The organism is Rhizobium favelukesii (assembly GCF_000577275.2).
GTDB lineage: Bacteria > Pseudomonadota > Alphaproteobacteria > Rhizobiales > Rhizobiaceae > Rhizobium > Rhizobium favelukesii.
The window spans coordinates 3,730,001-3,753,097 of sequence record NZ_HG916852.1 but is presented as its reverse complement, the minus strand read 5'-3'; the positions used below and the strand labels follow the sequence as shown (position 1 = coordinate 3,753,097).

19 protein-coding genes and 1 pseudogene (1 of these 20 running past the window's edge) are annotated in these 23,097 nt (G+C 61.1%); 15 read left to right on the top strand and 5 right to left on the bottom strand.

The window, feature by feature from the left end:
* The gene (locus LPU83_RS57035) at positions 1 to 756 is read right to left on the bottom strand and encodes an SDR family NAD(P)-dependent oxidoreductase (RefSeq protein WP_024317030.1); all 756 of its coding nucleotides are present in this window, start codon (positions 754 to 756) and stop codon (positions 1 to 3) included.
* Positions 757 to 1,100: 344 nt separating this feature from the next.
* Between LPU83_RS57035 and LPU83_RS57030 the strand changes: the two genes are divergently transcribed.
* The 6 genes from LPU83_RS57030 to LPU83_RS57010 all read left to right on the top strand — a co-directional run bounded on the left by LPU83_RS57030 (position 1,101) and on the right by LPU83_RS57010 (position 5,034).
* Positions 1,101 to 1,682 carry a L,D-transpeptidase gene (locus LPU83_RS57030; RefSeq protein WP_024317031.1) on the top strand — a complete coding sequence of 194 codons (582 nt, stop codon included), beginning with the start codon at positions 1,101 to 1,103 and terminating at the stop codon, positions 1,680 to 1,682.
* A gap of 169 nt (positions 1,683 to 1,851) precedes the next feature.
* Entirely contained in the window at positions 1,852 to 1,980 is a 129-nt protein-coding gene (locus LPU83_RS74285) for an ABC transporter (RefSeq protein ID WP_081934870.1), read from the top strand.
* A gap of 151 nt (positions 1,981 to 2,131) precedes the next feature.
* The gene (locus LPU83_RS57025; protein ID WP_024317032.1) at positions 2,132 to 2,710 is read left to right on the top strand and encodes a hypothetical protein; all 579 of its coding nucleotides are present in this window, start codon (positions 2,132 to 2,134) and stop codon (positions 2,708 to 2,710) included.
* 65 nt (positions 2,711 to 2,775) lie between these two features.
* A complete protein-coding gene (locus LPU83_RS57020) occupies positions 2,776 to 3,363 on the top strand; it encodes a protein-S-isoprenylcysteine O-methyltransferase (RefSeq protein WP_024317033.1) in 588 nt (195 codons plus the stop codon).
* Between the two features lie 10 nt (positions 3,364 to 3,373).
* Positions 3,374 to 4,159, top strand: coding sequence for a hypothetical protein (locus tag LPU83_RS57015; RefSeq protein ID WP_024317034.1), 786 nt, complete (start codon positions 3,374 to 3,376; stop codon positions 4,157 to 4,159).
* Positions 4,156 to 5,034, top strand: coding sequence for an SDR family NAD(P)-dependent oxidoreductase (locus LPU83_RS57010; RefSeq protein ID WP_024317035.1), 879 nt, complete (start codon positions 4,156 to 4,158; stop codon positions 5,032 to 5,034). The genes LPU83_RS57015 and LPU83_RS57010 overlap by 4 nt, the downstream gene beginning before the upstream one ends.
* Before the next feature lie 16 nt (positions 5,035 to 5,050).
* Here the strand turns inward: LPU83_RS57010 and ubiG are convergent, their stop codons facing one another.
* Positions 5,051 to 5,797: a bifunctional 2-polyprenyl-6-hydroxyphenol methylase/3-demethylubiquinol 3-O-methyltransferase UbiG gene (gene ubiG / locus LPU83_RS57005; RefSeq protein ID WP_024317036.1), complete on the bottom strand. Its 747-nt coding sequence runs from the start codon at positions 5,795 to 5,797 to the stop codon at positions 5,051 to 5,053.
* 190 nt (positions 5,798 to 5,987) lie between these two features.
* On the opposite strand from ubiG, the gene LPU83_RS57000 reads away from it, so the two are divergent.
* Complete coding sequence (locus tag LPU83_RS57000) at positions 5,988 to 6,968, top strand: FecR family protein (RefSeq protein WP_024317037.1); 981 nt, start codon at positions 5,988 to 5,990, stop codon at positions 6,966 to 6,968.
* Here the strand turns inward: LPU83_RS57000 and LPU83_RS56995 are convergent.
* Together LPU83_RS56995 and LPU83_RS56990 are read right to left on the bottom strand one after the other, a co-directional pair.
* Positions 6,965 to 9,172: a CHASE2 domain-containing protein gene (locus LPU83_RS56995; protein ID WP_024317038.1), complete on the bottom strand. Its 2,208-nt coding sequence runs from the start codon at positions 9,170 to 9,172 to the stop codon at positions 6,965 to 6,967. The genes LPU83_RS57000 and LPU83_RS56995 overlap by 4 nt on opposite strands.
* A 214-nt stretch (positions 9,173 to 9,386) precedes the next feature.
* On the bottom strand, positions 9,387 to 10,490 hold the full coding sequence (locus LPU83_RS56990; RefSeq protein WP_024317039.1) for an NADH:flavin oxidoreductase/NADH oxidase: 1,104 nt from the start codon (positions 10,488 to 10,490) through the stop codon (positions 9,387 to 9,389).
* Between the two features lie 442 nt (positions 10,491 to 10,932).
* On the opposite strand from LPU83_RS56990, the gene LPU83_RS56985 reads away from it, so the two are divergent.
* The 8 genes and pseudogenes from LPU83_RS56985 to clpB all read left to right on the top strand — a co-directional run bounded on the left by LPU83_RS56985 (position 10,933) and on the right by clpB (position 21,316).
* Entirely contained in the window at positions 10,933 to 12,207 is a 1,275-nt protein-coding gene (locus LPU83_RS56985; RefSeq protein ID WP_024317040.1) for an aspartate kinase, read from the top strand.
* A 90-nt stretch (positions 12,208 to 12,297) separates the two neighbouring features.
* On the top strand, positions 12,298 to 14,565 hold the full coding sequence (gene ptsP, locus LPU83_RS56980; RefSeq protein WP_024317041.1) for a phosphoenolpyruvate--protein phosphotransferase: 2,268 nt from the start codon (positions 12,298 to 12,300) through the stop codon (positions 14,563 to 14,565).
* A 28-nt stretch (positions 14,566 to 14,593) separates the two neighbouring features.
* Positions 14,594 to 15,673 carry a peptide chain release factor 1 gene (gene prfA, locus LPU83_RS56975; RefSeq protein ID WP_024317042.1) on the top strand — a complete coding sequence of 360 codons (1,080 nt, stop codon included), beginning with the start codon at positions 14,594 to 14,596 and terminating at the stop codon, positions 15,671 to 15,673.
* On the top strand, positions 15,670 to 16,551 hold the full coding sequence (gene prmC, locus LPU83_RS56970; protein WP_024317043.1) for a peptide chain release factor N(5)-glutamine methyltransferase: 882 nt from the start codon (positions 15,670 to 15,672) through the stop codon (positions 16,549 to 16,551). The genes prfA and prmC overlap by 4 nt, the downstream gene beginning before the upstream one ends.
* 366 nt (positions 16,552 to 16,917) lie before the next feature.
* The gene (locus LPU83_RS56965; protein ID WP_024317044.1) at positions 16,918 to 17,706 is read left to right on the top strand and encodes a DUF4167 domain-containing protein; all 789 of its coding nucleotides are present in this window, start codon (positions 16,918 to 16,920) and stop codon (positions 17,704 to 17,706) included.
* A 291-nt stretch (positions 17,707 to 17,997) separates the two neighbouring features.
* Positions 17,998 to 18,206 (top strand): annotated as a pseudogene (locus tag LPU83_RS75875) (arylsulfatase); the annotation flags it as partial.
* A 35-nt stretch (positions 18,207 to 18,241) separates the two neighbouring features.
* A complete protein-coding gene (locus LPU83_RS74280; RefSeq protein ID WP_225039752.1) occupies positions 18,242 to 18,505 on the top strand; it encodes a hypothetical protein in 264 nt (87 codons plus the stop codon).
* 207 nt (positions 18,506 to 18,712) lie between these two features.
* Complete coding sequence (gene clpB, locus LPU83_RS56955; protein WP_024317046.1) at positions 18,713 to 21,316, top strand: ATP-dependent chaperone ClpB; 2,604 nt, start codon at positions 18,713 to 18,715, stop codon at positions 21,314 to 21,316.
* Between the two features lie 55 nt (positions 21,317 to 21,371).
* Here clpB and LPU83_RS56950 read toward each other — a convergent pair whose 3' ends face one another.
* Positions 21,372 to 23,097: the 3' portion of a M23 family metallopeptidase gene (locus LPU83_RS56950; protein ID WP_024317047.1), read on the bottom strand. It continues 215 nt past the right edge of the window; the window shows 1,726 of its 1,941 coding nt (coding positions 216-1,941); the start codon falls outside the window, past its right edge; the stop codon is at positions 21,372 to 21,374.

Genomic DNA, 23,097 nt, shown 5'->3' with positions numbered 1-23,097 from the left:
CTAATGCGCGCTATAGGCTCCATCGACGAGATGGTAGCTGCCGGTGATGAAGCTCGCCTGCTCGGACAATAGGAAGCAGGCGAGTGCTGCCACTTCCTCCGGCGTGCCGCGCCTACCCATCGGCTGCAGCGCCTCCATGCGTCGGCTGCTTGCAATATCGCGATGCTCTGACGAAAGCGGCGTTTCGATCCAGCCAGGCCCAACCGCATTGATGCGGATGCCGAAGCGCGCATATTCGATTGCGGCCGCTTTTGTCAGTCCCACGACGCCGTGCTTGGCCGCCGTATAGGCGCATGCAATCGGCAAGGCGACGACGCCGAGAACGGAGGACATGTTGACGATCGCACCGCCGCCGCCAGCCAGCATCGCCCCGATCTCGTATTTCATGCAGTAGAAAACGCTATTGAGGTTGACGTCCAGCAGCTTGTGCCAGTTGTCGAGCGGGTAGTCTCCGGTTGCCTTGCGCACGCCGTCGACGCCGGCATTGTTGACGGCGAGATGCAGACCACCGCACGTCTCAACGACCGTTCCAATCAGCTTCTCCACCGCCGCCGCATCGGTAACGTCGACGGCAAAATGGTGCGATAGGCCTCCCTGCGCGCGAATTTCATCGGCAACCCGCTCGGCTGCGTCGGCATTGATATCTGCGACGACAACCTGCGCACCCTCCTCAGCCAATCGGCGGGAGATGGCCGCGCCGATGCCGGAACCGGCGCCGGTGACAATCGCTACTTTTCCTTCGAAACCAAGATTCATCGTTTCTTGCTATCGCTCCCTGCGACCAGGCAACTGCAAACGTGAGCAGCTGCAGCCTCCTCGAAATTCCTGTGATGCGCGCTGGCGCCAGCGCGCGAAACCGTTCCAACCTAGCTTTGCGGGGCTTGTTCCCGCAAGAGGCGCCGTCCAAAGCGATGCCGTTATGAAGGACTTATACAACGATAGGATGGTTTCTGTACGGAAAGGACGGGTTGGCCTGCCGATCAACGCCCCGCATATGCTGTTTGTGGAGGGTTTGGATTCTCTGTGGCGTTGAGGCTTGGCCTGAAAACAACGGAATGCTAAAGGAAGGAAATAGGGCTCAGCAATCTTAGCAGGTAACAATGGATAACGACCATATTTCGCGCCGTGGCCTTGTCTTGGGCTTCGTCGCCTTGACGGCCTCTGGATGCACCACAGCGAGTTGGCCGATAGGGAATCCTTTTTCGTCGACGCGTGTCAGTTCCCGCTACCGGCGGCGGGAGGTTGCATACTCGGGCAGTGAGCCGCCAGGCAGCCTCGTCGTCAACACTTACGAGCGCTATCTCTATTTCATCGAGGCTGATGGCCAGGCGACACGCTATGGTGTTGCTGTCGGCGAGGAAGGTCTCACGCTGAAGGGAGGCGCTGTTATTGGCCGGAAAGCCGAGTGGCCGTCGTGGACGCCAACAGCGAGCATGATCGAGCGCAAGCCGCGTCTGGCGCAGTACGCGGGCGGTGTTCCCGGAGGCGAAAACAATCCTCTCGGTGCGGCTGCGCTTTATCTCTACCGCGGCGGGCAAGATACCTATTTCCGTATCCATGGAACAAACGAACCGTGGCTGATCGGGCAGGCGGTGTCGAATGGTTGCATCCGCATGACCAATGAAGACATCATTCATCTCTATGGCCGCGCCCCCATTGGGACCAGCGTTTTGGTCATATGATACTTACATTTTGTATCGATATTGCCACCGTCTGTTAGCATTGCGCGGCGCTTGCGTGACGCGGCGGCGCAGTGTGGCCTTTCTGCACTTGGCTTGTGGCTATTTTACCGCTATTAGTAGAATCGTTGCCTTCGATAACCTATTCCATGCTAACGGAGAGGACTACTTGATGAGCAGAATCCTAATCATGTGCCTTGTTGCGTTGTTTTCCGTTTCGAGCCTTAGCGCTTGCGGAGCAGTCGGTAAAGGCAAGGGCAAAGCCCCGCCGCCAGTAGAGGCCGCCCCAATTACCAAGTAACATCTGACTTTGAATAAAGGGGAGGGACTTGTGTGGCCCCTCCCCCAAATCGTTGTCGGAGCCAGGCCACCTACGCGCAGATGCGCAACTCTAGGCTGGCATCTTTGCGTGAGTGTCTGTGCTCATTCGATCTTGGAGATGACGCGTAGTTATGACGCTTGCAAAAGGCCATCTATCTCTTCTCGTTTTCTTCGCTCTCGCGCTCACTTCCTGCCAATCGGACGACAAGCCACCGCAACCGAGGTTCATCTCGGACGCCAATGGCGCACAAGTCAGTAAAGCTGGCCAGCGCGAAGGCCAGTATTTCATCGAATTCCGTTCACGCTATGCGCTGACCTATGGCCATACCTATGCGGTTTTCGGGCGCCTGAACAATGCCGGCGGGATGATCAATCCGCAGGTCGCCGGGCTTGCGCCCGCTTCTCCTGACGCCGCGCCCTACGTTCTCGGGCACTTCATTCCCGTTCCTGCGACAACCGGGGCGACAGACGGAGACCTTGAGGAAGCCTATCGTTCGGCAAGCTGGCGCATCCTGCTCACCCAGGCCGAGTACAATAAAACTGTCGCCTTCATTCGCCAGCTACAGGCAAAATCGAAGTTGTGGCAGGCCACGGTCGACAATTGCAACAATTTCGTCGGCGAGATCGCACGTTCCATGGGATACAAGACGCCCAGCATCTGGCTTCGTCCGCAAGAGTTCATTACAAAGCTTCGAGAGATGAATACGTGAGTGCGGAGCGAGCCCGTCGGGTCCATCGCTTCTGCATGATCGACGAAGGGTTCCGGTGATCTGAATTGAGCGTTGCTCTCATTGGCAAAATTGTGTGGGTGCTTGGCATCATTGCCTGGTACGCAATTCGCTATCCTTCGGAACGTCGCGCGAGGCGAACAAGGGTGGTCAGCGACCGTCGCTCGGGAGTAGAAGCGGCAGGTCTTTCCGTCGCCATCTTGGGACTTGCCTTTATTCCCGGCTTCTATATCGCGACGGGGATGCCGGCGGCTGCCGACTATACGGCGCATTCGTGGGCGGTGATCCTCGGCGCAATATTGTTTTGCGCGGCCATGTGGGTCTTCCGCAGGACGCACAAGGCGCTCGGCCGCAACTGGTCGATCACCCTGCAGATTCGCGAGAAGCACGAGCTGATTTCCCACGGCCCCTACGCACTCGTCCGCCACCCCATGTATACGTCCTTTCTGCTCATGGCACTCGGTCAGGCGTTTCTGCTGGCAAACTGGGTGGTGGGGCTGGCTGGCGTGATCGGCTTCGCAATTCTCTTCTTTTTGCGGGTGGACAAGGAGGAGCGCATGATGCTGGAGATTTTCGGCTCTGAGTACCGCGCCTACATGGACCGGACGAAGCGAATTATCCCCTACATCTACTAGAGGACGCATGATGCGGGGACGCGCCATCAAGCTTTCGCCATCACGACGTCTTGTCGGAGACCTCATGAGGTTCTCGATCGGCGTGCCGCGCGTCACGGTGCAGCGGCAGATGAATCTTGCGCCGCTGCAACAAGCGAGGATGGCGCAAGAGAGCAAGACGTCCTGGACCGTGTTGTTCCTGAAGGGTTATGCGCTCCTCAGCCAGGACGTGCCGGAACTGCGGCGCGCCTATATCAAATTACCCCGGCCGCAGCTCTACGAGTATCCGGTCAGTATCGCCTCCGTTGCCCATGAGCGCGAGCATGAGGGCGAGCGGATCGTCCTGCTGAGCACGATCAAGGATCCGGAGCATCGGCCGATTGCGGAGATCGAGGAGTTGTTTCTTGCAGCCAGATCAAAGCCGATTCACGAGATCAAGCAGTTCCGCAGGGCACTGAAATTTGCGCGCGCGCCCAGTCCGATCCGCTGGCTCCTGATGTGGCTCGGGCTGAACCTCGGACGGCAGCGCGGGCGGCGCTTCGGCACATTCCAGCTGTCGGTGTATTCGGGCCTGGGAGCAGAATCGTTGAACCCCCTGACGCCGCTGACCACTATTTTCAATTATGGCTCGATTTCCGAAGACGGAACTGTCACCGTCCGCATCCACTATGACCATCGGGTGATGGATGGCGCCAATGTCGCCCGCGCCCTGGTTCGCTTCGAGAGCATCCTGAACGGGGCGATCGCCGATGAAGTCAAAGGCATGGCGTCAAGTGATGCGATCCCGGGCGAGGCGGTGTCGGGGACGGCGTCATGACCGACGAACAGCGTGAAATATGGCGCCCCGCCGTCGTCGTGGTCGGGGCGTCGCGCGGCATTGGCCGGGCAATTGCCAAGGTGGCGGCCCGAGAAGGTGCGACCGTCGTCCTCGTTGCGCGATCATTGGACGGATTGGCTGCTGCTGCAAACGATGTGAAAACGGCCGGTGGTCAAGCATTCACCCTGTCGCTCGACCTTCTTGCAAGCGACGCCTCGACGCGACTGCAGGACTTCCTTACGGCCAACGGCTTGGCCTGCGACGTTCTGGTCAACAGCGCCGGCTATGGTTTGCGCGGTCCGGCGACAACGCTTCCGATCGCCGACCAGCTCGGCATGGTCGACCTCAACATCCGCGCCCTGACGGATATGACGTTGCATTTCCTGCCGGGAATGGTGGCACGCGGACGGGGCGGGGTTCTCAATCTCGGCTCCATCGCCGGTTTCACGCCCGGTCCGAACATGGCGCTGTACTATGCCAGCAAGGCGTTCGTCCGCTCCTTCTCGGAGGCCCTTCATCAGGAAGTCAGATCGACCGGCGTGACGGTTACCTGCGTTGCGCCCGGGCCGGTGTCGACAGAATTTCTCGAGCGGTCAGGTGCGGGCCGGGCTGCACTGTTCAAGATCCTGCCAAAGCTCAGCTCGGACTATGTGGCCGAGCGTTCTTGGCGCGGTTTCAAATCCGGCCGTCGCCTGGTCGTGCCGGGCTTTTCGGCGAAGCTGGTGGCCTTCGTGGCATCGGCGCTGCCATCGGCGGTGAAGGTGCCTTTGATCGGTCGCTTGCAACGGCGCAGTCGCGACCTGTGTCCTTGCGGCTCGGGCAAGCCTTTCAAGGAGTGCTGCGGCTCGCGGCAGACGCGTCGAGGGGTCGCCTGACCCCCCGCGAATGCGATTAGCCAGTGCGTTTTGCCAGCATCATGTAGTTCACGTCCATGTCCTTCGACAGATTCCACTGGTTTGACAGCGGATTGAAGACCACGCCTGTGCGATCGACAATCGAGAGGCCGTTTTCCGTAACGGGCTTTTCGATCTCTTCGGGGCGGACGAGCTTCTCATACTGATGAGTGCCGCGCGGCAGCCACCGCAGGATATTCTCCGCGGCAAAGATGGCGAGTGCGGCGGCTTTCATGGTCCGATTGATCGTTGCGACGAACATCAACCCGCCAGGACGCACCATCCTGGCGCAGGTGCCCAGGAAAAAATCGACGTCGGCGACGTGCTCGACGACCTCCATGTTTAGAACGATGTCGAAGCTCTCGCCGGCCTCGGCGAGCTGCTCGGCCGTCATCGCACGGTAATCGACGGGAACGCCGGAGGCTTTCGCATGCGTCGAGGCGATTCCGATATTCTTCTCCGATGGATCCGCACCAACGACACTGGCACCCATGCGTGCAACCGGCTCTGACAGCAGACCGCCGCCACAGCCGATATCAAGCACGCGAAGACCTTCCAGCGGCCTTGCGCTGCGCACGTCCAGGCCGAAGTTTTCGGCTGCCTTGTCGCGGATATAGGCGAGCCGCACGGGATTGAATTTGTGCAGCGGTTTGAACTTGCCGGTGGGGCTCCACCATTCCGCCGCCATCGCCGAGAAGCGGTCCACCTCTTGCTGGTCGATCGTGCTTTTTGCCGCTTCGCTCATATTTCCGTTCCTCGCGTCCGTTCTGAGTGAAGTCGGACGAAGCTGTGAGGAAGTCAAGAGCTGGCCGCCGACGTGACCGCGCAAGCAACTCCCAGACGACGTTAAAAGTGGTCCTGCCTACACCAAGAGGATAGCAGACGCTAAAGTTAACAATATGCTAATATACTCGATGGATTGTTGAGGGTCGATCATGTCTCGCTTCTGTGGTGCCGTCGCTGCAGGCGTCATCTTTGCTTTGTTTAGTCCGATGCAGGCCTTTTCTGCAGAGCCGGTCGGACAAGCGACTTTGATCCGAACGGAGGTATCCGGTCGGACCGGCCCGCTGGTCGTGCGATCGCCCGTCCACAAAGACGAGCGTATCCGCACGTCATCGTCGGGTCTCGGACAGTTCATATTCAAAGACGGAACGAAGCTTGCTGTCGGCGCCGGATCGACGGTTGTGATCGACAAGTTCGTCTATGACGATTCCGCTTCCGTAAAGCGGCTCTCGATCAAGGCGGCGAAAGGCACGTTCCGGTGGATCAGCGGCAATTCGGCGTCGTCGGCCTATTCGATCGTAACCCCGGCCGGGACAATCGGCGTACGCGGCACGGCCTTCGATTTCTACGTCGGCCCCAATGGCACGACGGCCATCGTGTTGCTCAACGGTGCGGCGAGCTTCTGCGGGCCCGGTGGCTGCAGGCAGTTGCGGCAGCAGTGCGACTGCGTGATCGCAACCCGTGGCGGCAGAATGACCGATCCCAGCCAGGTCGACCGCCGTACGTTGCAGACACTTAGCAATCCACGAGCATTGCCGTTCCTTTCCGGGGATCAGCAGCTCTCAGGCGCGCTCGGCGGCATTCGCACCAGTTGCGGGCTGGCATCACTGCGCCAGGACCGCCAGGAACGACCGCAGCCACAACAACGGCAGGAGCGGCCGGCACCTCAGGCGCCCCAGCAAGCGCCTCAGGCGCCCCAGCAAGCGCCCCAGGCTTCCCAGCAGGCGCCGCAACAAGCGCCGGACACGCCGGATCCGCCCGACAGGCCCGATAAACCGGACAAGCCTGATCATCACCATCACGACTGGGATCACCATGGTAGAGACCACCATGACCGCGATCACCGCGGGCATGACGGAGACGATGACGACCGCGATCGCAACGGGCGTCATGGTCACCGGAGCGATAACTAAGGCTCAAGGTGAAGCTTGGTTTCGCGCGGCAAACCCGTTCGCATAGCGTCATCGTCATTGCCGGGATTGTCGCGGAAATGATCGGCTCGGCGCCCGAGGCGGCTGTAGAATTGGGGCAGGATCGCCGTTAGTTCCGCAGCCTTGAGCTTGGCGATGTTGAGCATCTTGCGGCTTTCGGCCGAATGAGTGCGGAGCGCGGCGACAAGCTCCGTGTGGATCCGCTGCATTTCGGCAAAGGCGCTGGAACCGCGAACCTGTTCACCGCCGACGACTGCGTAGAGCCGCGCCCTACTACTCTTGCCCTTCAGTCCGAGCAGGCCGGCGTCGAGGAGCGCGAAATGCGGCAGTTCGGCGGCCGTGCTCTCCGAGACGAGAATATCGAAGCCAACCTCCTTGCAGGCGGATTCGATCCTCGCCGCGACGTTGACGGCATCGCCAACGGCAGAATAGTTGAAGCGCGTCTCCGCCCCCATATTGCCGACACAGGCAAGGCCTGTGTGAATGCCGACGCCGATGCCGACCTGATAGTCCTGACCAAAGCCGAAGGCATCTGATGTGTTGAGTGAAGCGAGCGTCTCACGCATGGCAAGGGCGGCGCGGGCCGCCTTGGCAGGGTGATTTATCACATCCACCGGGGCGTTCCAGAACGCCATGATCGAGTCGCCGATAAACTTGTCGAGCGTGCCTTCATTGGCAGTCACGTGGCGGCTCAGCGCATCGAGCAGCGTGTTTAAGAAGCGGACGACCTCGGCTGGCTGCAGCCGTTCGCTGAGTTCGGTGAAACCGCGCACGTCGACGAACATCACCGTCAACTCTCGATCGTCGCCCCCGAGGCGCAGCGCATTGCGCGTGTGCTCGATCCGGTAGAGCAGCGAGGGTGAAAGATACTGCCCGAAGGCCCGGCGCACTTCGCGCCGCTCGCGGTCGATGACGAGGATGCGAAACGACGTGGCGGCGAAATGGATGATCGAGCCGGCAATGATCGGTGCCAGCGGATCCAAAAGCAGGCCCCAGGCCGAAAAGGCCAACCATGAGGCCGCAAGAGCAAGCGCCGTAATGCAGAGGCCACAGGCGAGCGCTACGGCCGGGCTGACGAAGGTGGTCAGCACAACCAGGATCGTGCCCAGCACGGCAATCGCAAGGATTTCCATTCCATCGGCCCAGTCGGGCCGGGAGAGATAATGACCGGTCAGGATCTGTTCGACGGTCTGGGCATGCATGGAAACACCAGGGACGTTCTGGCCGAGAGCCGTCGTCCGAATATCCTGCAGACCGGCCGAGGATGTCCCGACAAAGACGATGCTGCCTTCGATGGCAGCAGCGACCTGCGGATCGACGCCTTGCGGGGCTAGGATCTTGCCGGCGGAGATATAGCGCTCTGCAACATCAGGACTAGTATACAGCCACAGCTCGCCGCTTGCCGTCACCGGGACGACGAACTCGCCGATCTTGACCGATGTCAGCGTGTCGGGTGCTTCGGGGGCGGCTGCCAGCACATAGGTTGAGGCACCTTGGGCAACGCGCAGAGCCTCGATCGCCAGATTCGGATAGAGCTGCTCGCCATCCGTCAGAAAGAGCGGGACCTTGCGAACGACAGCGGAGGGATTGCCGGGATTGAGGCTGATATGGCCGAGACCTGTGGCATTGATCTGCAATTGCGGGCGTACCGGTGTCGCCGCGTCGATGCGGGGAGGGGCGTTGACTGGGTTTTCACCGGTAAAGGCAAAGCCCGCCTTGACCGGCGGTCGGTAGTTGCCTTCGGTCGTCAGGCCGAAGCCGAGCACCACGGGTCGTCCGGCGATCGCTTCGGCGAAAAGCTCGTCATTGTCAGGCAACCGGCTCAGCAACGTCGCGTCGACGCCGGCGACATCACGCATGACGGTGCGCGGCGAGAGACGGTCGGGTTCCGCAAACAGCACATCGAAAGCGATCGCTGCTGCTCCCAGATCCGATAACCGCTGTACGAGAAGCGCAAGCCGGTCGCGCGGCCACGGCCACTGGCCGAATTCCTTGAGTGAGGCCTCGTCGATGTCGACGATGCGGACCGGCGTCGGCTCGAAGGCGCGCGGGGCAATGCGCTGGTATTCGTCGAAGGTGATGTCGCGGATCTGCCGCAGGAGCGGCGGATCGCTTGCCCGCAGCACCGTGAAGGCCGCGACAATGGCGAGGCCAATGATAACGCCGATTTGCTGCGCACGCGTCATATGCAATCGGAGCCCTTGCGTCGGAAACGATGGACGCAGGTCGGTGGATCATGCCCGGCGTCTTCTCGGCGCAGTTAGGCTGCCTGTTTCTGTGGCGCGATGCAACTGCACCTTTCGGGCCGTTGGAGCTCCGGCATGGAGCTCGCCCGCATAGAGCCGTGCCTCAATATTTTGGGGGCATCTTGTTCAGGTTGCCAAATGCTGCAACGCGCCGTTAGGTTACGAATAGCGATTTGAACTGCGACGGCTGGCAGCGGAGATACTGACTGGCGGCCTTTACCTGGCCGCCGAGCGCGGCTGCAGCATGCCAGGGCCAACGGGGATCGTAGAGCGCCGCGCGAGCGATGGCGATCAGGTCGGCATCTCCGGTAGCGACAATTGCCTCGGCTTGTGTCGGCTCCGTGATCAGGCCAACGGCAACAACGGGCATGTTCACTGCGGACTTGATCGCGCGGGCAAGCGGCACCTGGTAGCTGGGGCCGACCGGGATCTGTTGGGCCGGATGCAGCCCGCCGCTCGATACGTGGATTGCGTCACATCCCCTCGCTTCAAGCATCTGGACAAAGGTGATGACCTGGTCGACGTCCAGACCGCCCTCGATCCAGTCTGTTGCGGAGACCCGCATCGTGACGGTTCTGTCGGACGGCAAGGCCGCTCGGACAGCATCGAAGACCTCAAGTGGAAACCGCATTCGGTTTTCGATCGAGCCACCATATTCGTCCGAACGCTGATTGGAAAGCGGCGATAGGAACTGATGCAGCAGGTAGCCGTGCGCGCCATGAAGTTGAACGGCATCTATACCGATCCTCGCAGCGCGAACCGCAGCGGTAGCGAATCCGTCCCGCACGCGTTTTAACCCCTCCCGATCCAGCGCCGTTGGCGGCACATAGTTTGAGCTGAAAGCAATCTCGGAGGGTGCTTCGGTCTGCCAGCCATGCAAGTGATCGGGGGGAAACTGGGTGCCGCCGCGCCACGGAACCTCCGTGGATGCCTTGCGGCCTGCATGAGCAAGCTGCACGGCAATCGGGATATCGGACCAGCGGCGGATGGCTTCGAGAGTGCGGGCCATTGCCGCTTCGGTGGCATCGTCGTACAGGCCGACATCCGCAAACGTGATCCGCCCCTCGGGAACGACAGCCGTGGCCTCCATGGTCAGAAGGGCTGCGCCCGACAAAGCCAGTTGGCCGAGATGGATCATGTGCCAATCGGTCATGCAACCATTTTCGGCAGAGTACTGGCACATCGGTGCAATCACGATCCGATTTGCAAGCTCAAGATTGCGGACGCGAAACGGCGTGAACAGAACGGGCTGCGACAAGCTTGATCCCCTCTAAATTACGGACGCAGTAGGCCGGCAACGGCTTCTACTGCTGCCCCTACATGCTCATGAACGGTCCCAGAACGGAGGTGCACCAAACAGCGTCGGCGGTCAGCGTTGTTCATTTCGTGCAAGACATATCGCTCCATAGGCTCCCCCTTACTTGAGTCCAGGCCGATGGGCTGCAATTAGCGTCGAGCCCATTCACTTCAAGGACGTCTATCTGCTTCCGCTCCGTCACGCTCTCATTCTCCTTTCCGCACCTTGCCACCCCCCCACAAACTCGCTAAGAGACGCGGCAACTTGGGCCCTTGGGGCGCAAGGCTTTAGAAGGGCTCCAGAACTCCCAATTCCTGGCTCTTCAGCCATGCGGTTCCATACAGGGCTCGTGATGCCGGGTCTGGCTTTGGTCTCTCTCGGCGCTAGGTCGTGGTAGAGGCATATGGCACGCATCGTATTGAAATTCGGCGGAACGTCCGTCGCTGATCTGGACCGCATCAAGAACGTTGCCCGCCATGTAAAACGTGAAGTCGATGCCGGCCATGAAGTGGCGGTCGTCGTATCGGCCATGTCCGGCAAGACGAACGAGCTGGTCGGCTGGGTGCAGGGCGCGCCGAAGGTCGTTGGCGCCAATTCGCCGTTTTACGATGCGCGCGAATATGATGCGGTCGTCGCATCCGGCGAGCAGGTGACATCCGGGTTGCTTGCGATCACTCTGCAGGCGATGGATATCAACGCCCGCTCCTGGCAGGGCTGGCAGATTCCGATCCGCACCGACAACGCCCATGGCGCCGCCCGTATTCTCGAGATCGATGGCTCCGACATCATCAAGCGCATGGGCGAAGGTCAGGTTGCCGTCATTTCCGGCTTTCAGGGGCTCGGACCCGACAATCGCATCGCGACGCTCGGCCGCGGTGGCTCGGATACGTCCGCGGTCGCGATCGCCGCTGCGGTCAAAGCCGATCGCTGCGACATCTACACCGATGTCGACGGCGTCTACACGACCGATCCGCGCATCGTGCCGCAGGCGCGCCGCCTGAAGAAGATCGCCTTCGAGGAAATGCTCGAAATGGCCTCGCTCGGCGCCAAGGTTCTGCAGGTTCGCTCTGTCGAACTCGCTATGGTGCACAAGGTCCGTACCTTCGTGCGCTCCTCTTTCGAAGATCCCGATGCTCCGGGCATGGGTGATTTCTTGAATCCGCCCGGAACGCTGATTTGTGACGAGGATGAAATCGTGGAACAGGAAGTAGTCACCGGCATCGCCTATGCCAAGGATGAGGCTCAGATCTCGCTTCGCCGTCTTGCCGACCGGCCGGGCGTTTCCGCGGCGATCTTCGGGCCACTGGCCGAAAGCCACATCAACGTCGACATGATCGTCCAGAACATCTCCGAAGACGGCTCGAAGACCGACATGACCTTCACGGTTCCTTCCGGCGATGTCGACAAGGCAATCAAGGTTCTCGGCGAGAACAAGGAAAAGATCGGCTACGATGTCGTTCAGAACGAATCGGGTCTGGTGAAAGTGTCCGTTATCGGCATCGGTATGCGCAGCCATGCGGGCGTTGCCGCCACCGCGTTCAAGGCGCTGGCCGACAAGGGCATCAATATCAAGGCGATCACGACATCGGAGATCAAAATTTCGATCCTTATCGACGGTCCGTATGCGGAACTCGCTGTCAGGACTTTGCATTCCTGCTACGGTCTGGATAAGAACTGATTCTGAACAGGCTTGCCGCGCGTTCAAGTTGAGAAGTCACGCGGCTGTTGGCTGTGAGACTTTGATGTTTGTTTTGGAGCTTGAGACGCAATGAGAGACCTTTCCGGCGGTCCGCGCGTGCTGCTCAAGCGGCTACGCGAGTTGATGGCGGAGCCGCTGGAGCCGCAGGAACGTCTCGATCGGATCGTTCGCCAGATTGCAGGCAACATGGTGGCGGAGGTCTGCTCCGTCTACGTGTTGCGTGCCGACGGCGTCCTCGAGCTCTATGCAACCGAAGGTCTGAACAAGGAAGCGGTCCACCTCTCCCAGCTCAAGATGGGGCAGGGTCTGGTCGGCACGATCGCCGCCTCGGCGCAGCCGCTCAATCTCTCCGACGCGCAATCGCATCCGGCCTTCCGCTACCTGCCGGAAACCGGCGAAGAGATCTATCATTCCTTCCTCGGCGTGCCGATCCTGCGCACCGGCCGTTCGCTCGGCGTTTTGGTCGTGCAGAACAAGGCAAGCCGCACCTATCGCGAAGAAGAGCTCGAAGCGCTCGAGACGACCGCGATGGTGCTTGCCGAGATGATTGCTACCGGCGAGCTCAAGAAGATCACCAAGCCTGGCCTCGAACTCGACCTGACGCGTTCGGTGACCATCGACGGCGACACCTATAATGAAGGTATCGGCTTGGGTTACGTCGTGCTGCACGAGCCGCGTATCGTCGTCACCAACCTGCTGAACGAGGATTCCGAGAAGGAAATCCGTCGTCTCAGCGAGGCGCTCGGGTCGCTCCGTATCTCGATTGACGACCTTCTGTCGCAGCGCGACGTTTCGATGGAGGGCGAGCACCGCGAGGTTTTGGAAACCTACCGCATGTTCGCCTATGACCAGGGCTGGGTGCGCAAGCTTGAGGAAGCGATCCGTAACGGACTGACGGCGGAAGCCGCGGTAGAGAAGGTGCAAAGCGACACCAAGGCGCGCATGATTCGCATGACCGATCCCTATCTGCGGGAGCGGATGCACGATTTCGAAGATCTGGCGAACCGGCTGCTCCGGCAGCTGACCGGCTATACCGGCCGCACTGCGGGGGATGGCTTCCCGAGCGACGCCATCATCCTGGCGCGTGCGATGGGGGCGGCCGAATTGCTCGACTATCCGCGTGCCAATGTGCGCGGCCTCGTGCTGGAAGAAGGTGCGGTGACGAGCCATGTGGTGATCGTCGCGCGTGCCATGGGCATTCCCGTGATCGGCCAGGCCGCGGGCGTCGTGGCGCTTGCCGAAAACGGTGATGCCGTGATCATCGATGGTGATGGCGGGCATGTGCATCTTCGCCCCATGCCTGAACATCAGCGTTCCTACGAAGAAAAGGTACGGTTCCGCGCCCGTCGGCAGGAGCAGTTCCGGGCGCTGCGCTCCGTCGAGCCGCGTACCAAGGACGGGCAGCGTGTGTCGTTGATGATGAATGCCGGGCTGCTTGTCGATTTGCCGCAGCTTTCGGACTCGGGCGCCGAAGGCATCGGCCTGTTCCGCACCGAGCTGCAGTTCATGATCGCCTCCACTATGCCGAAGGCGGAAGAGCAGGAACTGTTCTATCGCAACGTGCTGAAGCAGGCGGCCGGGCGGGTCGTGACCTTCCGCACGCTTGATATCGGCGGCGACAAGGTCGTTCCCTATTTCCGCGGCCATGAGGAAGAAAATCCAGCTCTCGGCTGGCGGGCGATCCGCCTGTCGCTCGATCGTCCGGGTCTGTTGCGCACGCAGTTGCGTGCCATGCTGAAGGCCGCGGCAGGCATTGAGCTGAAGCTGATGGTGCCGATGGTGACCGAGGTTTCCGAGATCGCCGCCGTGCGCGACCTCCTGCAGAAGGAAGTGCAACACCTCTCCCGCTTCGGCCACGGCCTGCCTCGCAAGCTGCAGTTCGGCGCGATGCTGGAAGTGCCGGCCCTGCTCTGGCAGCTCGACGAGCTGATGTCGGCCGTCGATTTCGTCTCGGTCGGGTCGAACGACCTCTTCCAGTTTTCGATGGCGGTCGATCGCGGCAATGCGCGGGTTTCCGACCGCTTCGATCCGCTTGGCAAGCCGTTCCTCAGGATCCTGCGCGACATCGTACGGGCGGGCGAACGCAACAACACGCCGGTGACGCTATGCGGCGAGCTCGCCGGCAAGCCGATCTCGGCGATGGCGCTGCTCGGCATCGGCTTCCGTTCGGTATCGATGTCGCCGGCGTCGATCGGTCCGGTCAAGGCGATGTTGCTCGGACTTGATGCCGAGGCGCTGGCAAAGGTGATGAATGAGGCGCTTGACGATACCAAGTCGCCGACGTCGATGCGCGACGTACTTGCCCACTTCGCCGATGCTCACAATATTCCTCTTTAGTTCAAGACAAGCAGAATCGGAGTGAAGGGTGGCGAAGCTTCCCGTTGAAAAGATGCGCGAGCTGGAACGCCGTTTTGGTGAGATCGAAGCGCGCATGTCGGCCGGCCCGGCGGCCGATGTCTATGTCAAGCTTGCCTCCGAATATTCCGAGCTGCAGCCCGTCGTCACGAAGATCCGCGCCTACGAGAAGGCGATTGCCGAGCTTGCAGACCTCGAAACCATGCTGAACGACAAGTCGGTGGACCGCGAAATGCGCGATCTGGCCGAGCTGGAGCTGCCTGACGTGAAGGAGCAGCTGGAGGCGCTGGAGCAGGAAATCCAGATCCTGTTGTTGCCTAAGGACGCAGCCGACGAGAAGAGCGCCATTTTGGAAATCCGTGCCGGCACCGGTGGGTCGGAAGCTGCACTCTTTGCAGGCGACCTGTTCCGGATGTATGAGCGCTATGCCGCCGCCCACGGCTGGAAGGTGGAAGTGCTGTCGTCGAGTGAAGGCGAAGCGGGCGGCTTCAAGGAAATCATCGCGACGATTACCGGCAAGGGGGTGTTCGCCAAGCTGAAATTCGAATCCGGCGTCCACCGCGTCCAGCGCGTGCCGGAAACGGAAGCGGGCGGGCGTATCCACACCTCGGCCGCGACGGTCGCGGTTTTGCCGGAGGCGGAAGAGATCGACATCGAGGTCCGGCCGGAAGACATCCGCATCGATACGATGCGCTCCTCCGGCGCCGGTGGCCAGCACGTCAATACGACCGACTCCGCGGTGCGCATCACGCACCTGCCGACAGGCATTGTCGTCACCAGTTCCGAGAAGTCGCAGCACCAGAACCGCGCCAAAGCGATGCAGGTTCTGCGCTCGCGGCTCTATGACGCCGAGCGTCAACGCGCCGACAGCGAGCGTTCCGCCGACCGCAAGAACCAGGTCGGCTCCGGCGACCGCTCCGAACGCATCCGCACCTACAACTTCCCGCAAGGGCGCGTGACAGACCATCGCATCAACCTGACGCTCTACAAGCTCGACCGGATGATGGTCGGCGAGATCGACGAAGTGGTAGACGCGCTGATGGCCGATTATCAGGCGAGCCAGCTGGCGCAACTCGGCGAGCAGCAATGAGCAAGAGCGGGAAACAGGCTGAGCCTACGGTTTCCCAAATGCTGGCCGGGGCCCGCCGTCGGTTCACCGAAGCCGGCATAGAGAGCGCTGCCGCGGATGCCCGCGTGCTGGTGGCAGGGCTACTTGGTCTTTCGACGACTGCCATCGTCACGCGGGGCGCCGAGACCATCGGCACGGAGCAGGTGGCAGCGATCGAGCAAGCAATCGAACGTCGGCTGGCGCACGAGCCGGTTCACCGCATTCTTGGCGAACGCGAATTCTACGGCCTGCCGCTGTCGTTGTCTGCGGAAACCCTCGAGCCCAGGCCTGACACGGAAATTCTCGTGGATACGATGCTTCCTTATCTGCGCGATCTTGCAAATGCCGAGGGCCGTATCCATATCCTGGATCTAGGGACCGGAACCGGGGCGATATGCCTTGCGCTGTTGAGCGAATGTCCGGAGGCGTCAGGCGTCGGCAGTGACATATCAGCCGATGCGTTGAGGACGGCACAATCAAACGCGGAAAGAAACGGATTGCAGGATCGCTTCGAAACCATTCAGTCTAGTTGGTTTGAAAACATCCACGGCGCGTTTCACGTGATTGTCTCAAATCCGCCCTATATCGCTTCTAAGGTCGTTCACACTCTCGCTCCCGAAGTGACGAAATTTGATCCACCTGCCGCACTGGATGGCGGCGCGGATGGGCTTGACGCCTACAGAACCATCGCCAAAGATGCGGCTAGGTTCATACAGCCCGACGGCGTTGTGGGACTTGAGATTGGCTATGATCAGCGAAACGACGTGACAGACGTTTTCGAGGCTGAGGGCTTCAAGCTTCTGGAATCCGTGAAAGATTACGGCCAGAATGACCGGGCGCTTGTGTTCGCGCTCAAGTGATGCGCGGCAACGTAAAGCACTAAACAGGACATTGGTGTCATTGCGAAGAAAAGGCTTGGATTTCCACGGGAAGCAATATAGGTTGACCGCACGCGTTGGAGAGATAGGACAGAACGGTGAGTCGTTCGATACTAGCTCGGCCTCGGGGGTCGGCTCTTTTAAACGAGAGTTTCAAAGGTTGAACACGACCCAATGCGTGAATCAGTCAAACTGACTTGAGAACAAGCGGCAGGTTGGCGCGAAGGCGCAGTATGCTTGCGGCACGAGGGCTCTGAGCCGGTGAACCGGCCACGGCGGTTGGTGCCACCACTCCACAACAAACCACAAAACAAACCACAACAAACAATGAATTCAGGTGAACGATCTATGAGGCCAGGACAGCAGAACAAGCGCGGTCGCGGGCGTGGCAATAACAACGGCGGCAGCGGCGGCGGTGGTGGAAACAACAACAACTTCAACCGCAAAGGCGGCAATCCGCTGACGCGCACCTACGACAGCTCCGGCCCCGACGTTAAGATCCGCGGTACCGCGCAACATATCGCTGAAAAGTATGCGCAGCTCGGTCGCGACGCACAGAGCTCCGGCGATCGTGTCATCGCCGAAAACTATCTGCAGCACGCCGAACATTACAACCGCATCATTGCCGCCGCACAGGCGCAGATGCAGGAGCGCTTCCAGCGTGACGACCGCAACGAGTTCAGTGAAGGCGCCGAGCGCGAAAGCGACGACGTCGAAGGCGGGGACAACGACGATGTCGTCATCGTCCAGCCGCCGCGCCAGCAGTATGAGCATCAGCAGCGCCGCTCGGAGGAGCAGCCGCAGCGCCGAAACGACGAGCAGTCGCGCCGCAACGAAGACCAGCCCCGCCAGCCGCGGCGTCAGGAACAGCAGCCGGCTGCAGCTGCATCGGCAGCGCCGCAGCCCGAAGCCATCGACGGCAGCGGTCCGCAGCCTGAGATCGAAGGTATCCCGGCAGAGGTTTCGATGGACGAGGAAAGCGCCGCAGGCCAGCCGCGCGAGCGTCAGCCGCGTCGGCGCACTGCTGGCAGCCGTCCACGTCGTCCGCGCCGCGCTGCGGAAGGCGAGGCTCCGGCCGAGGGCGAAGGCGCAGATTCCGGCGACGCCCCTGTTCTGGCGGATGCCGCTTCGGAATAGCCGGATCGTCTCAGCGATCCGAGCCAACGGATAAAAAGGTCGCTCTTCGGAGCGGCCTTTTCTGTTCCTGCATCCCCTTTCGCCGCCTGACCGGGCTCCGCCCGAGCGTTAAAGGGCGGCGCAATTTGCCGTAACGCGCACCTACGTCAAAGCCATGGCTATGTCTGAGTGGATCGCGCCAATACATCTCATCACCAGACAACATTGCAAATAGTCGACGTTTGACGGGAGACCTGCGACGACAACATTCGCGTACCCTCCTGTGACGCCAGCAACCTCACGCGCCTCAATCTGCTTCAGGATCGACAGCGCTCGCTGCCGGGGCCGTTGCGGCCGCCAGCATGGTGAGGTCGGCGGCAGCCCAGGCGCAGACGGCAGCGCCATCCGGCAACAAGCCGAACATCCTCGTCATCTTCGGGGACGACATCGGCATCCCGCAGATCAGTGTCTACACGATGGGGCTGATGCGTTATCGCACGCCCAATATCGACCGGATCGCGATTTTCTCGCCAAAAACATATGGCTCCTCGTTCCGATGCAGGGAAGGATCAAGGACTTCTTCAAAGACTCTGATCAGTTCCCTCATCGGGAAGGCAGTTCGCTGAATGCCAGTGGCATCAACGACAGCATGCTACGGCAACAGGCGGCCCTGAACCGATTGAATGAAATGGAACGCTTGCCCCCGGTGACCGCGTGCCACAGACCCGCGCCGGTTAGAAACGGCGCGGGTCATTTTCCTTTGATCAACTATCGCGAAATTTCGCCGCAAATGCCTGACGGTACAAGCGTTGCGATGTGACGCCTTTCTCGGTGGGTCTCCCCGTGCCGGACCGGCGTCTTTTTCGCCTGATCGCCCCTTTAAACTTTTGAAATTGTCCACCATATCCAGCCCAAGTTCAGCCGCAAATCCCAAACCGCGGCGGACAATGAGCTTGCCATTGAGGGAGCTCGATCTCAGTCATCGGCCTGTGCCTCGTGAGGGCAGGGCGATTCATGGAGGTATAGTATGAATATTGAAAAATACTCCGAGCGGGTGCGCGGTTTCATTCAATCCGCCCAGACTTATGCGCTCGCGCAGGGTCACCAGCAGTTCACGCCCGAACATGTTCTGAAGGTGCTGCTCGACGACGACCAGGGCATGGCCGCTTCGCTGATCGAACGCGCCGGCGGCGACGCCAAGGCCGCACGTCTTGCCAACGATGCCGCGCTTGCCAAGCTGCCGAAAGTATCAGGCGGCAACGGGCAGATCTATCTTGCTCAGCCGCTTGCCAAGGTTCTTTCGACGGCTGAAGAGGCAGCCAAGAAGGCTGGCGACAGCTTCGTCACCGTCGAGCGGCTGCTGCAGGCGTTGGCGATCGAGTCTTCGGCTTCGACGTCCACGACGCTGAAGAATGCCGGGGTGACCGCGCTTGCGCTCAATCAGGTCATCAACGAAATCCGCAAGGGCCGCACAGCCGACAGCTCGAATGCCGAACAAGGCTTCGACTCGCTGAAGAAGTACGCCCGCGATCTGACCAGCGAAGCCCGAGAAGGCAAGCTCGATCCGGTCATTGGCCGCGACGACGAAATCCGCCGCACGATCCAGGTCCTGTCGCGCCGCACCAAGAACAACCCGGTGCTGATCGGCGAGCCGGGCGTTGGCAAGACCGCCATCGTCGAAGGCCTGGCGCTGCGCATCGTCAACGGCGACGTGCCGGAATCGCTCAAGGACAAGAAGCTGATGGCGCTCGACATGGGCGCGCTGATTGCAGGTGCGAAATATCGCGGCGAGTTCGAAGAGCGGCTGAAGGCGGTGCTCAACGAGGTGCAGGCCGAGAACGGCGAGATCATCCTGTTCATCGATGAAATGCACACGCTGGTCGGCGCCGGCAAGGCGGATGGGGCGATGGACGCCTCCAATCTCCTGAAGCCCGCGCTTGCGCGCGGTGAGCTGCACTGCGTCGGCGCGACGACGCTCGACGAGTACCGCAAGCATGTCGAAAAGGATCCGGCCCTTGCCCGCCGCTTCCAGCCCGTCATGGTCGAGGAGCCGACGGTCGAGGACACGATCTCGATCCTGCGTGGCCTCAAGGAAAAATACGAGCAGCATCACAAGGTCCGTATCTCGGATTCGGCTCTGGTTGCGGCTGCGACGCTTTCCAACCGCTACATCACAGACCGATTCCTGCCCGACAAGGCGATCGACCTGATGGACGAAGCCGCTGCGCGGCTGCGCATGCAGGTCGATTCCAAGCCGGAGGAGCTGGACGAACTCGATCGCCGCATCATGCAGCTGAAGATCGAGCGCGAGGCGCTGAAAAAGGAAACCGACACGGCGTCCGCCGACCGACTGGTGCGGCTCGAAACCGAGCTGACGGGTCTCGAGGAAGAGGCCGATGCCCTGACGGCCCGCTGGCAGGCGGAAAAGCAGAAGCTTGGCCTTGCCGCGGACCTGAAGAAGCAGTTGGACGAAGCACGCAACGAACTCGCAATCGCGCAGCGCAAGGGCGAGTTCCAGCGCGCCGGCGAGCTGACCTACGGCGTCATTCCGGAACTCGAAAAGAAGCTGACGGAGGCCGAACAGCAGGATAGCGATCGCAGCGCCATGGTGCAGGAGGTCGTTACTCCCGACAACATCGCGCATGTCGTCTCTCGCTGGACCGGCATTCCGGTCGATAAGATGCTGGAAGGCGAACGCGACAAGCTGCTTCGGATGGAAGACGAGCTGGCGAAATCGGTGATCGGCCAGGGTGATGCGGTTCAGGCGGTGTCGCGCGCCGTCCGCCGTGCGCGTGCCGGCCTGCAGGATCCGAGCCGGCCGATCGGCTCGTTCATCTTCCTCGGCCCGACCGGTGTCGGCAAGACGGAGCTCACCAAGGCGCTTGCCCGCTTCCTGTTCGACGACGAGACGGCAATGGTGCGCATGGACATGTCTGAGTACATGGAGAAGCACTCCGTGGCCCGGCTGATCGGTGCCCCTCCCGGCTATGTCGGCTATGACGAAGGTGGAGCGCTGACAGAGGCGGTGCGCCGCCGGCCGTACCAGGTCGTTCTGTTCGACGAGATCGAGAAGGCGCACCCTGATGTCTTCAACATCCTGCTACAGGTTCTGGACGATGGCCGCCTGACGGATGGCCAGGGTCGGACGGTCGACTTCCGCAACACGATGATCATCATGACGTCGAACCTCGGCGCCGAGTACCTGACCCAACTCAAGGAAGGGGACGACAGCGAGGCGGTTCGCGAGCAGGTGATGGAGGTCGTGCGCGGTCACTTCCGGCCGGAGTTCCTGAACCGTATCGATGAGATCATTCTGTTCCATCGCCTGAAGCGGGAGGAAATGGGGGCGATCGTCGATATCCAGTTGAAGCGTCTGGTGGCGTTGCTTGCCGAACGCAAGATCACGCTTGAGCTAGACGACGATGCCCGGAATTGGCTCGCCAACAGGGGCTATGATCCGGTCTATGGTGCGCGGCCGCTGAAGCGCGTGATCCAGAAGTATGTGCAGGATCCGCTGGCCGAACAGATCCTCTCCGGCCAGGTGCCGGACGGATCGACGGTGAAGATCACCAGCGGTACTGACCGGCTGTTGTTCCGCACGCGGAATACCGCGGTCGACGAAGCAGCTTAAAGTGGTTCGATAGTCAGAAAGAAATGGCGGCCTCGGTCGCCATTTTTGTCGGATGCTATTTGCTCGCGACCTGCGGCGGCGGCTGGTTGCCGAGGAGGGCATCGATGCGCTGCCGCTCGTCCTCGAACTTTGCCAGTGCCCCGCCCTTCAACGACTTGCCGCCTGGCAAGCGCACTCGGAGTGGATCGACCTTGGTGCCGTTGACGATCATCTCGTAGTGCAGATGCGGGCCGGTGGATTCGCCCGTCGTGCCGACCCAGCCGATCACCTGGCCCTGGCGCACCTTGGCGCCGGGAGCGATACCCTTGGCGATGGCGCTCTGGTGATTGTAGGAGGATTCGTAGCCATTGGCATGGCGGACGATGGTCTGATTGCCGTAGCCGCCGGAATCCCAGCCGGCTTTCTCGACGGTGCCGTTGCCGACCGCGATGATCGCTGTGCCGCGCGGAGCCGCCCAGTCGACGCCCGTGTGCATGCGGGCAAAGCCCAGGATCGGGTGCCGGCGCATGCCGAAGCCTGACTTGAAGATTCCGTTCGGAACGGGATTGCGCAGCAGGAATTGCCGAATGCTCTTGCCGTCCTGATCGAAGTAGTCGATCGAACCGTCTTCCGGATCCTGGAAGCGGTAGAACCGGGTCTGCGTGTCGCCGAAGCGCGCGTTCACATAGAGAAGCTCGGAATCGGCCGTTGCCTGTCCGCTGGAGTCGGCGACGGAAAAGAAAGCCTCCAGAGTATCGCTCGGGCGCAGTTCCGCCTGGAAGTCGACGCTGCTCGCCAGCAGCTTGATGACCAGCGCGGTCATATCCTTGGTCATGCCGTAAGAGAGCGCAGCACGGTAGATGCCGTCATAGACACGTGGCAGGTTCTGGTTGGACGGGACCGATGTTGAGTTGTCGTCGAAGGCGGTCGTGACCGCGTCGATCTGCGGCGGCTCGCGTCCGGCGACGAACCGGTCATGGTCGTCGAGCGCCACGGTGATAAGATGGCGGGTGCCGCGATAGACGCTGGCACGGATGATCTTGGCTTGTTCACCTCTTTGCAGGATGCCGATCCGCAGCACATCGCCCTTTGAGAGGTCGTCCGATCCGATCATAGGCGACAGATAGGCAGACAGGCCCTTGGCCTGAGGCTCCGGATAGCCCGAGTCGGTCATCGCCTTGATGATCGACGTGTCCTGGCGCACCGGGATGATGTCGTCGGCAAACTCTTCCGTCTGCGGCGTGATCGATTCCGGTGCGGAGACCGTCATGTTCTGCTCGAGGACACGGGCCGTCAGGCCGGCCGTCAGGTCAACGTCGTTGTCATCGTTGGAGAAGCGGCGCGGGTCCACGTAGTAGAGTGCTGCGACCTGGGCCGCGCCGTCGGTGAGGACTGAGCCGTTGGAGCGCACGTTCTCCTCGATCTCGTCGAGGGTCATACCGGGTGCGACCTGGAGATCGGATTTTGCCGCGGGGTAGGCCACCGTTTTCAGACTGACCTCAGACTCCACGTCCGAACCGTAGATCTGCCCGGTGCGAACGGTCGGCTGTGCGTCGGGTTCGTCTGCCGAGAAGATCGTCAGCGGATTGAAGCTCGGATAGTCTTCGGTCGCCACGTGGTTGGCAGCCAGCGTCATCTTTACGCGCGCGAAGGGCTGGCGGCGGACGACTTCCTTGTCGCCCTCGTGGACGACGGTCGAGACCTCCATGATCTTGCGGTCGGACGGCTTCGCGGCAATCGCTGGCGCAATCAGGCGGCTGCCACGCGTCACATCGGTATCAGAATGCGCTTCGGCATTGATG

Excerpts from the sequence above, each read along its gene's own strand:
- LPU83_RS57035 (WP_024317030.1), bottom strand. The coding sequence starts at position 756 with ATGAATCTTGGTTTCGAAGGAAAAGTAGCGATTGTCACCGGCGCCGGT.
- LPU83_RS57030 (WP_024317031.1), top strand. The coding sequence starts at position 1,101 with ATGGATAACGACCATATTTCGCGCCGTGGCCTTGTCTTGGGCTTCGTC.
- LPU83_RS74285 (WP_081934870.1), top strand. The coding sequence starts at position 1,852 with ATGAGCAGAATCCTAATCATGTGCCTTGTTGCGTTGTTTTCCGTTTCG.
- LPU83_RS57025 (WP_024317032.1), top strand. The coding sequence starts at position 2,132 with ATGACGCTTGCAAAAGGCCATCTATCTCTTCTCGTTTTCTTCGCTCTC.
- LPU83_RS57015 (WP_024317034.1), top strand. The coding sequence starts at position 3,374 with ATGCGGGGACGCGCCATCAAGCTTTCGCCATCACGACGTCTTGTCGGA.
- LPU83_RS57010 (WP_024317035.1), top strand. The coding sequence starts at position 4,156 with ATGACCGACGAACAGCGTGAAATATGGCGCCCCGCCGTCGTCGTGGTC.
- ubiG (WP_024317036.1), bottom strand. The coding sequence starts at position 5,797 with ATGAGCGAAGCGGCAAAAAGCACGATCGACCAGCAAGAGGTGGACCGC.
- LPU83_RS57000 (WP_024317037.1), top strand. The coding sequence starts at position 5,988 with ATGTCTCGCTTCTGTGGTGCCGTCGCTGCAGGCGTCATCTTTGCTTTG.
- LPU83_RS56995 (WP_024317038.1), bottom strand. The coding sequence starts at position 9,172 with ATGACGCGTGCGCAGCAAATCGGCGTTATCATTGGCCTCGCCATTGTC.
- LPU83_RS56985 (WP_024317040.1), top strand. The coding sequence starts at position 10,933 with ATGGCACGCATCGTATTGAAATTCGGCGGAACGTCCGTCGCTGATCTG.
- ptsP (WP_024317041.1), top strand. The coding sequence starts at position 12,298 with ATGAGAGACCTTTCCGGCGGTCCGCGCGTGCTGCTCAAGCGGCTACGC.
- prmC (WP_024317043.1), top strand. The coding sequence starts at position 15,670 with ATGAGCAAGAGCGGGAAACAGGCTGAGCCTACGGTTTCCCAAATGCTG.
- LPU83_RS56965 (WP_024317044.1), top strand. The coding sequence starts at position 16,918 with ATGAGGCCAGGACAGCAGAACAAGCGCGGTCGCGGGCGTGGCAATAAC.
- LPU83_RS74280 (WP_225039752.1), top strand. The coding sequence starts at position 18,242 with ATGCAGGGAAGGATCAAGGACTTCTTCAAAGACTCTGATCAGTTCCCT.
- clpB (WP_024317046.1), top strand. The coding sequence starts at position 18,713 with ATGAATATTGAAAAATACTCCGAGCGGGTGCGCGGTTTCATTCAATCC.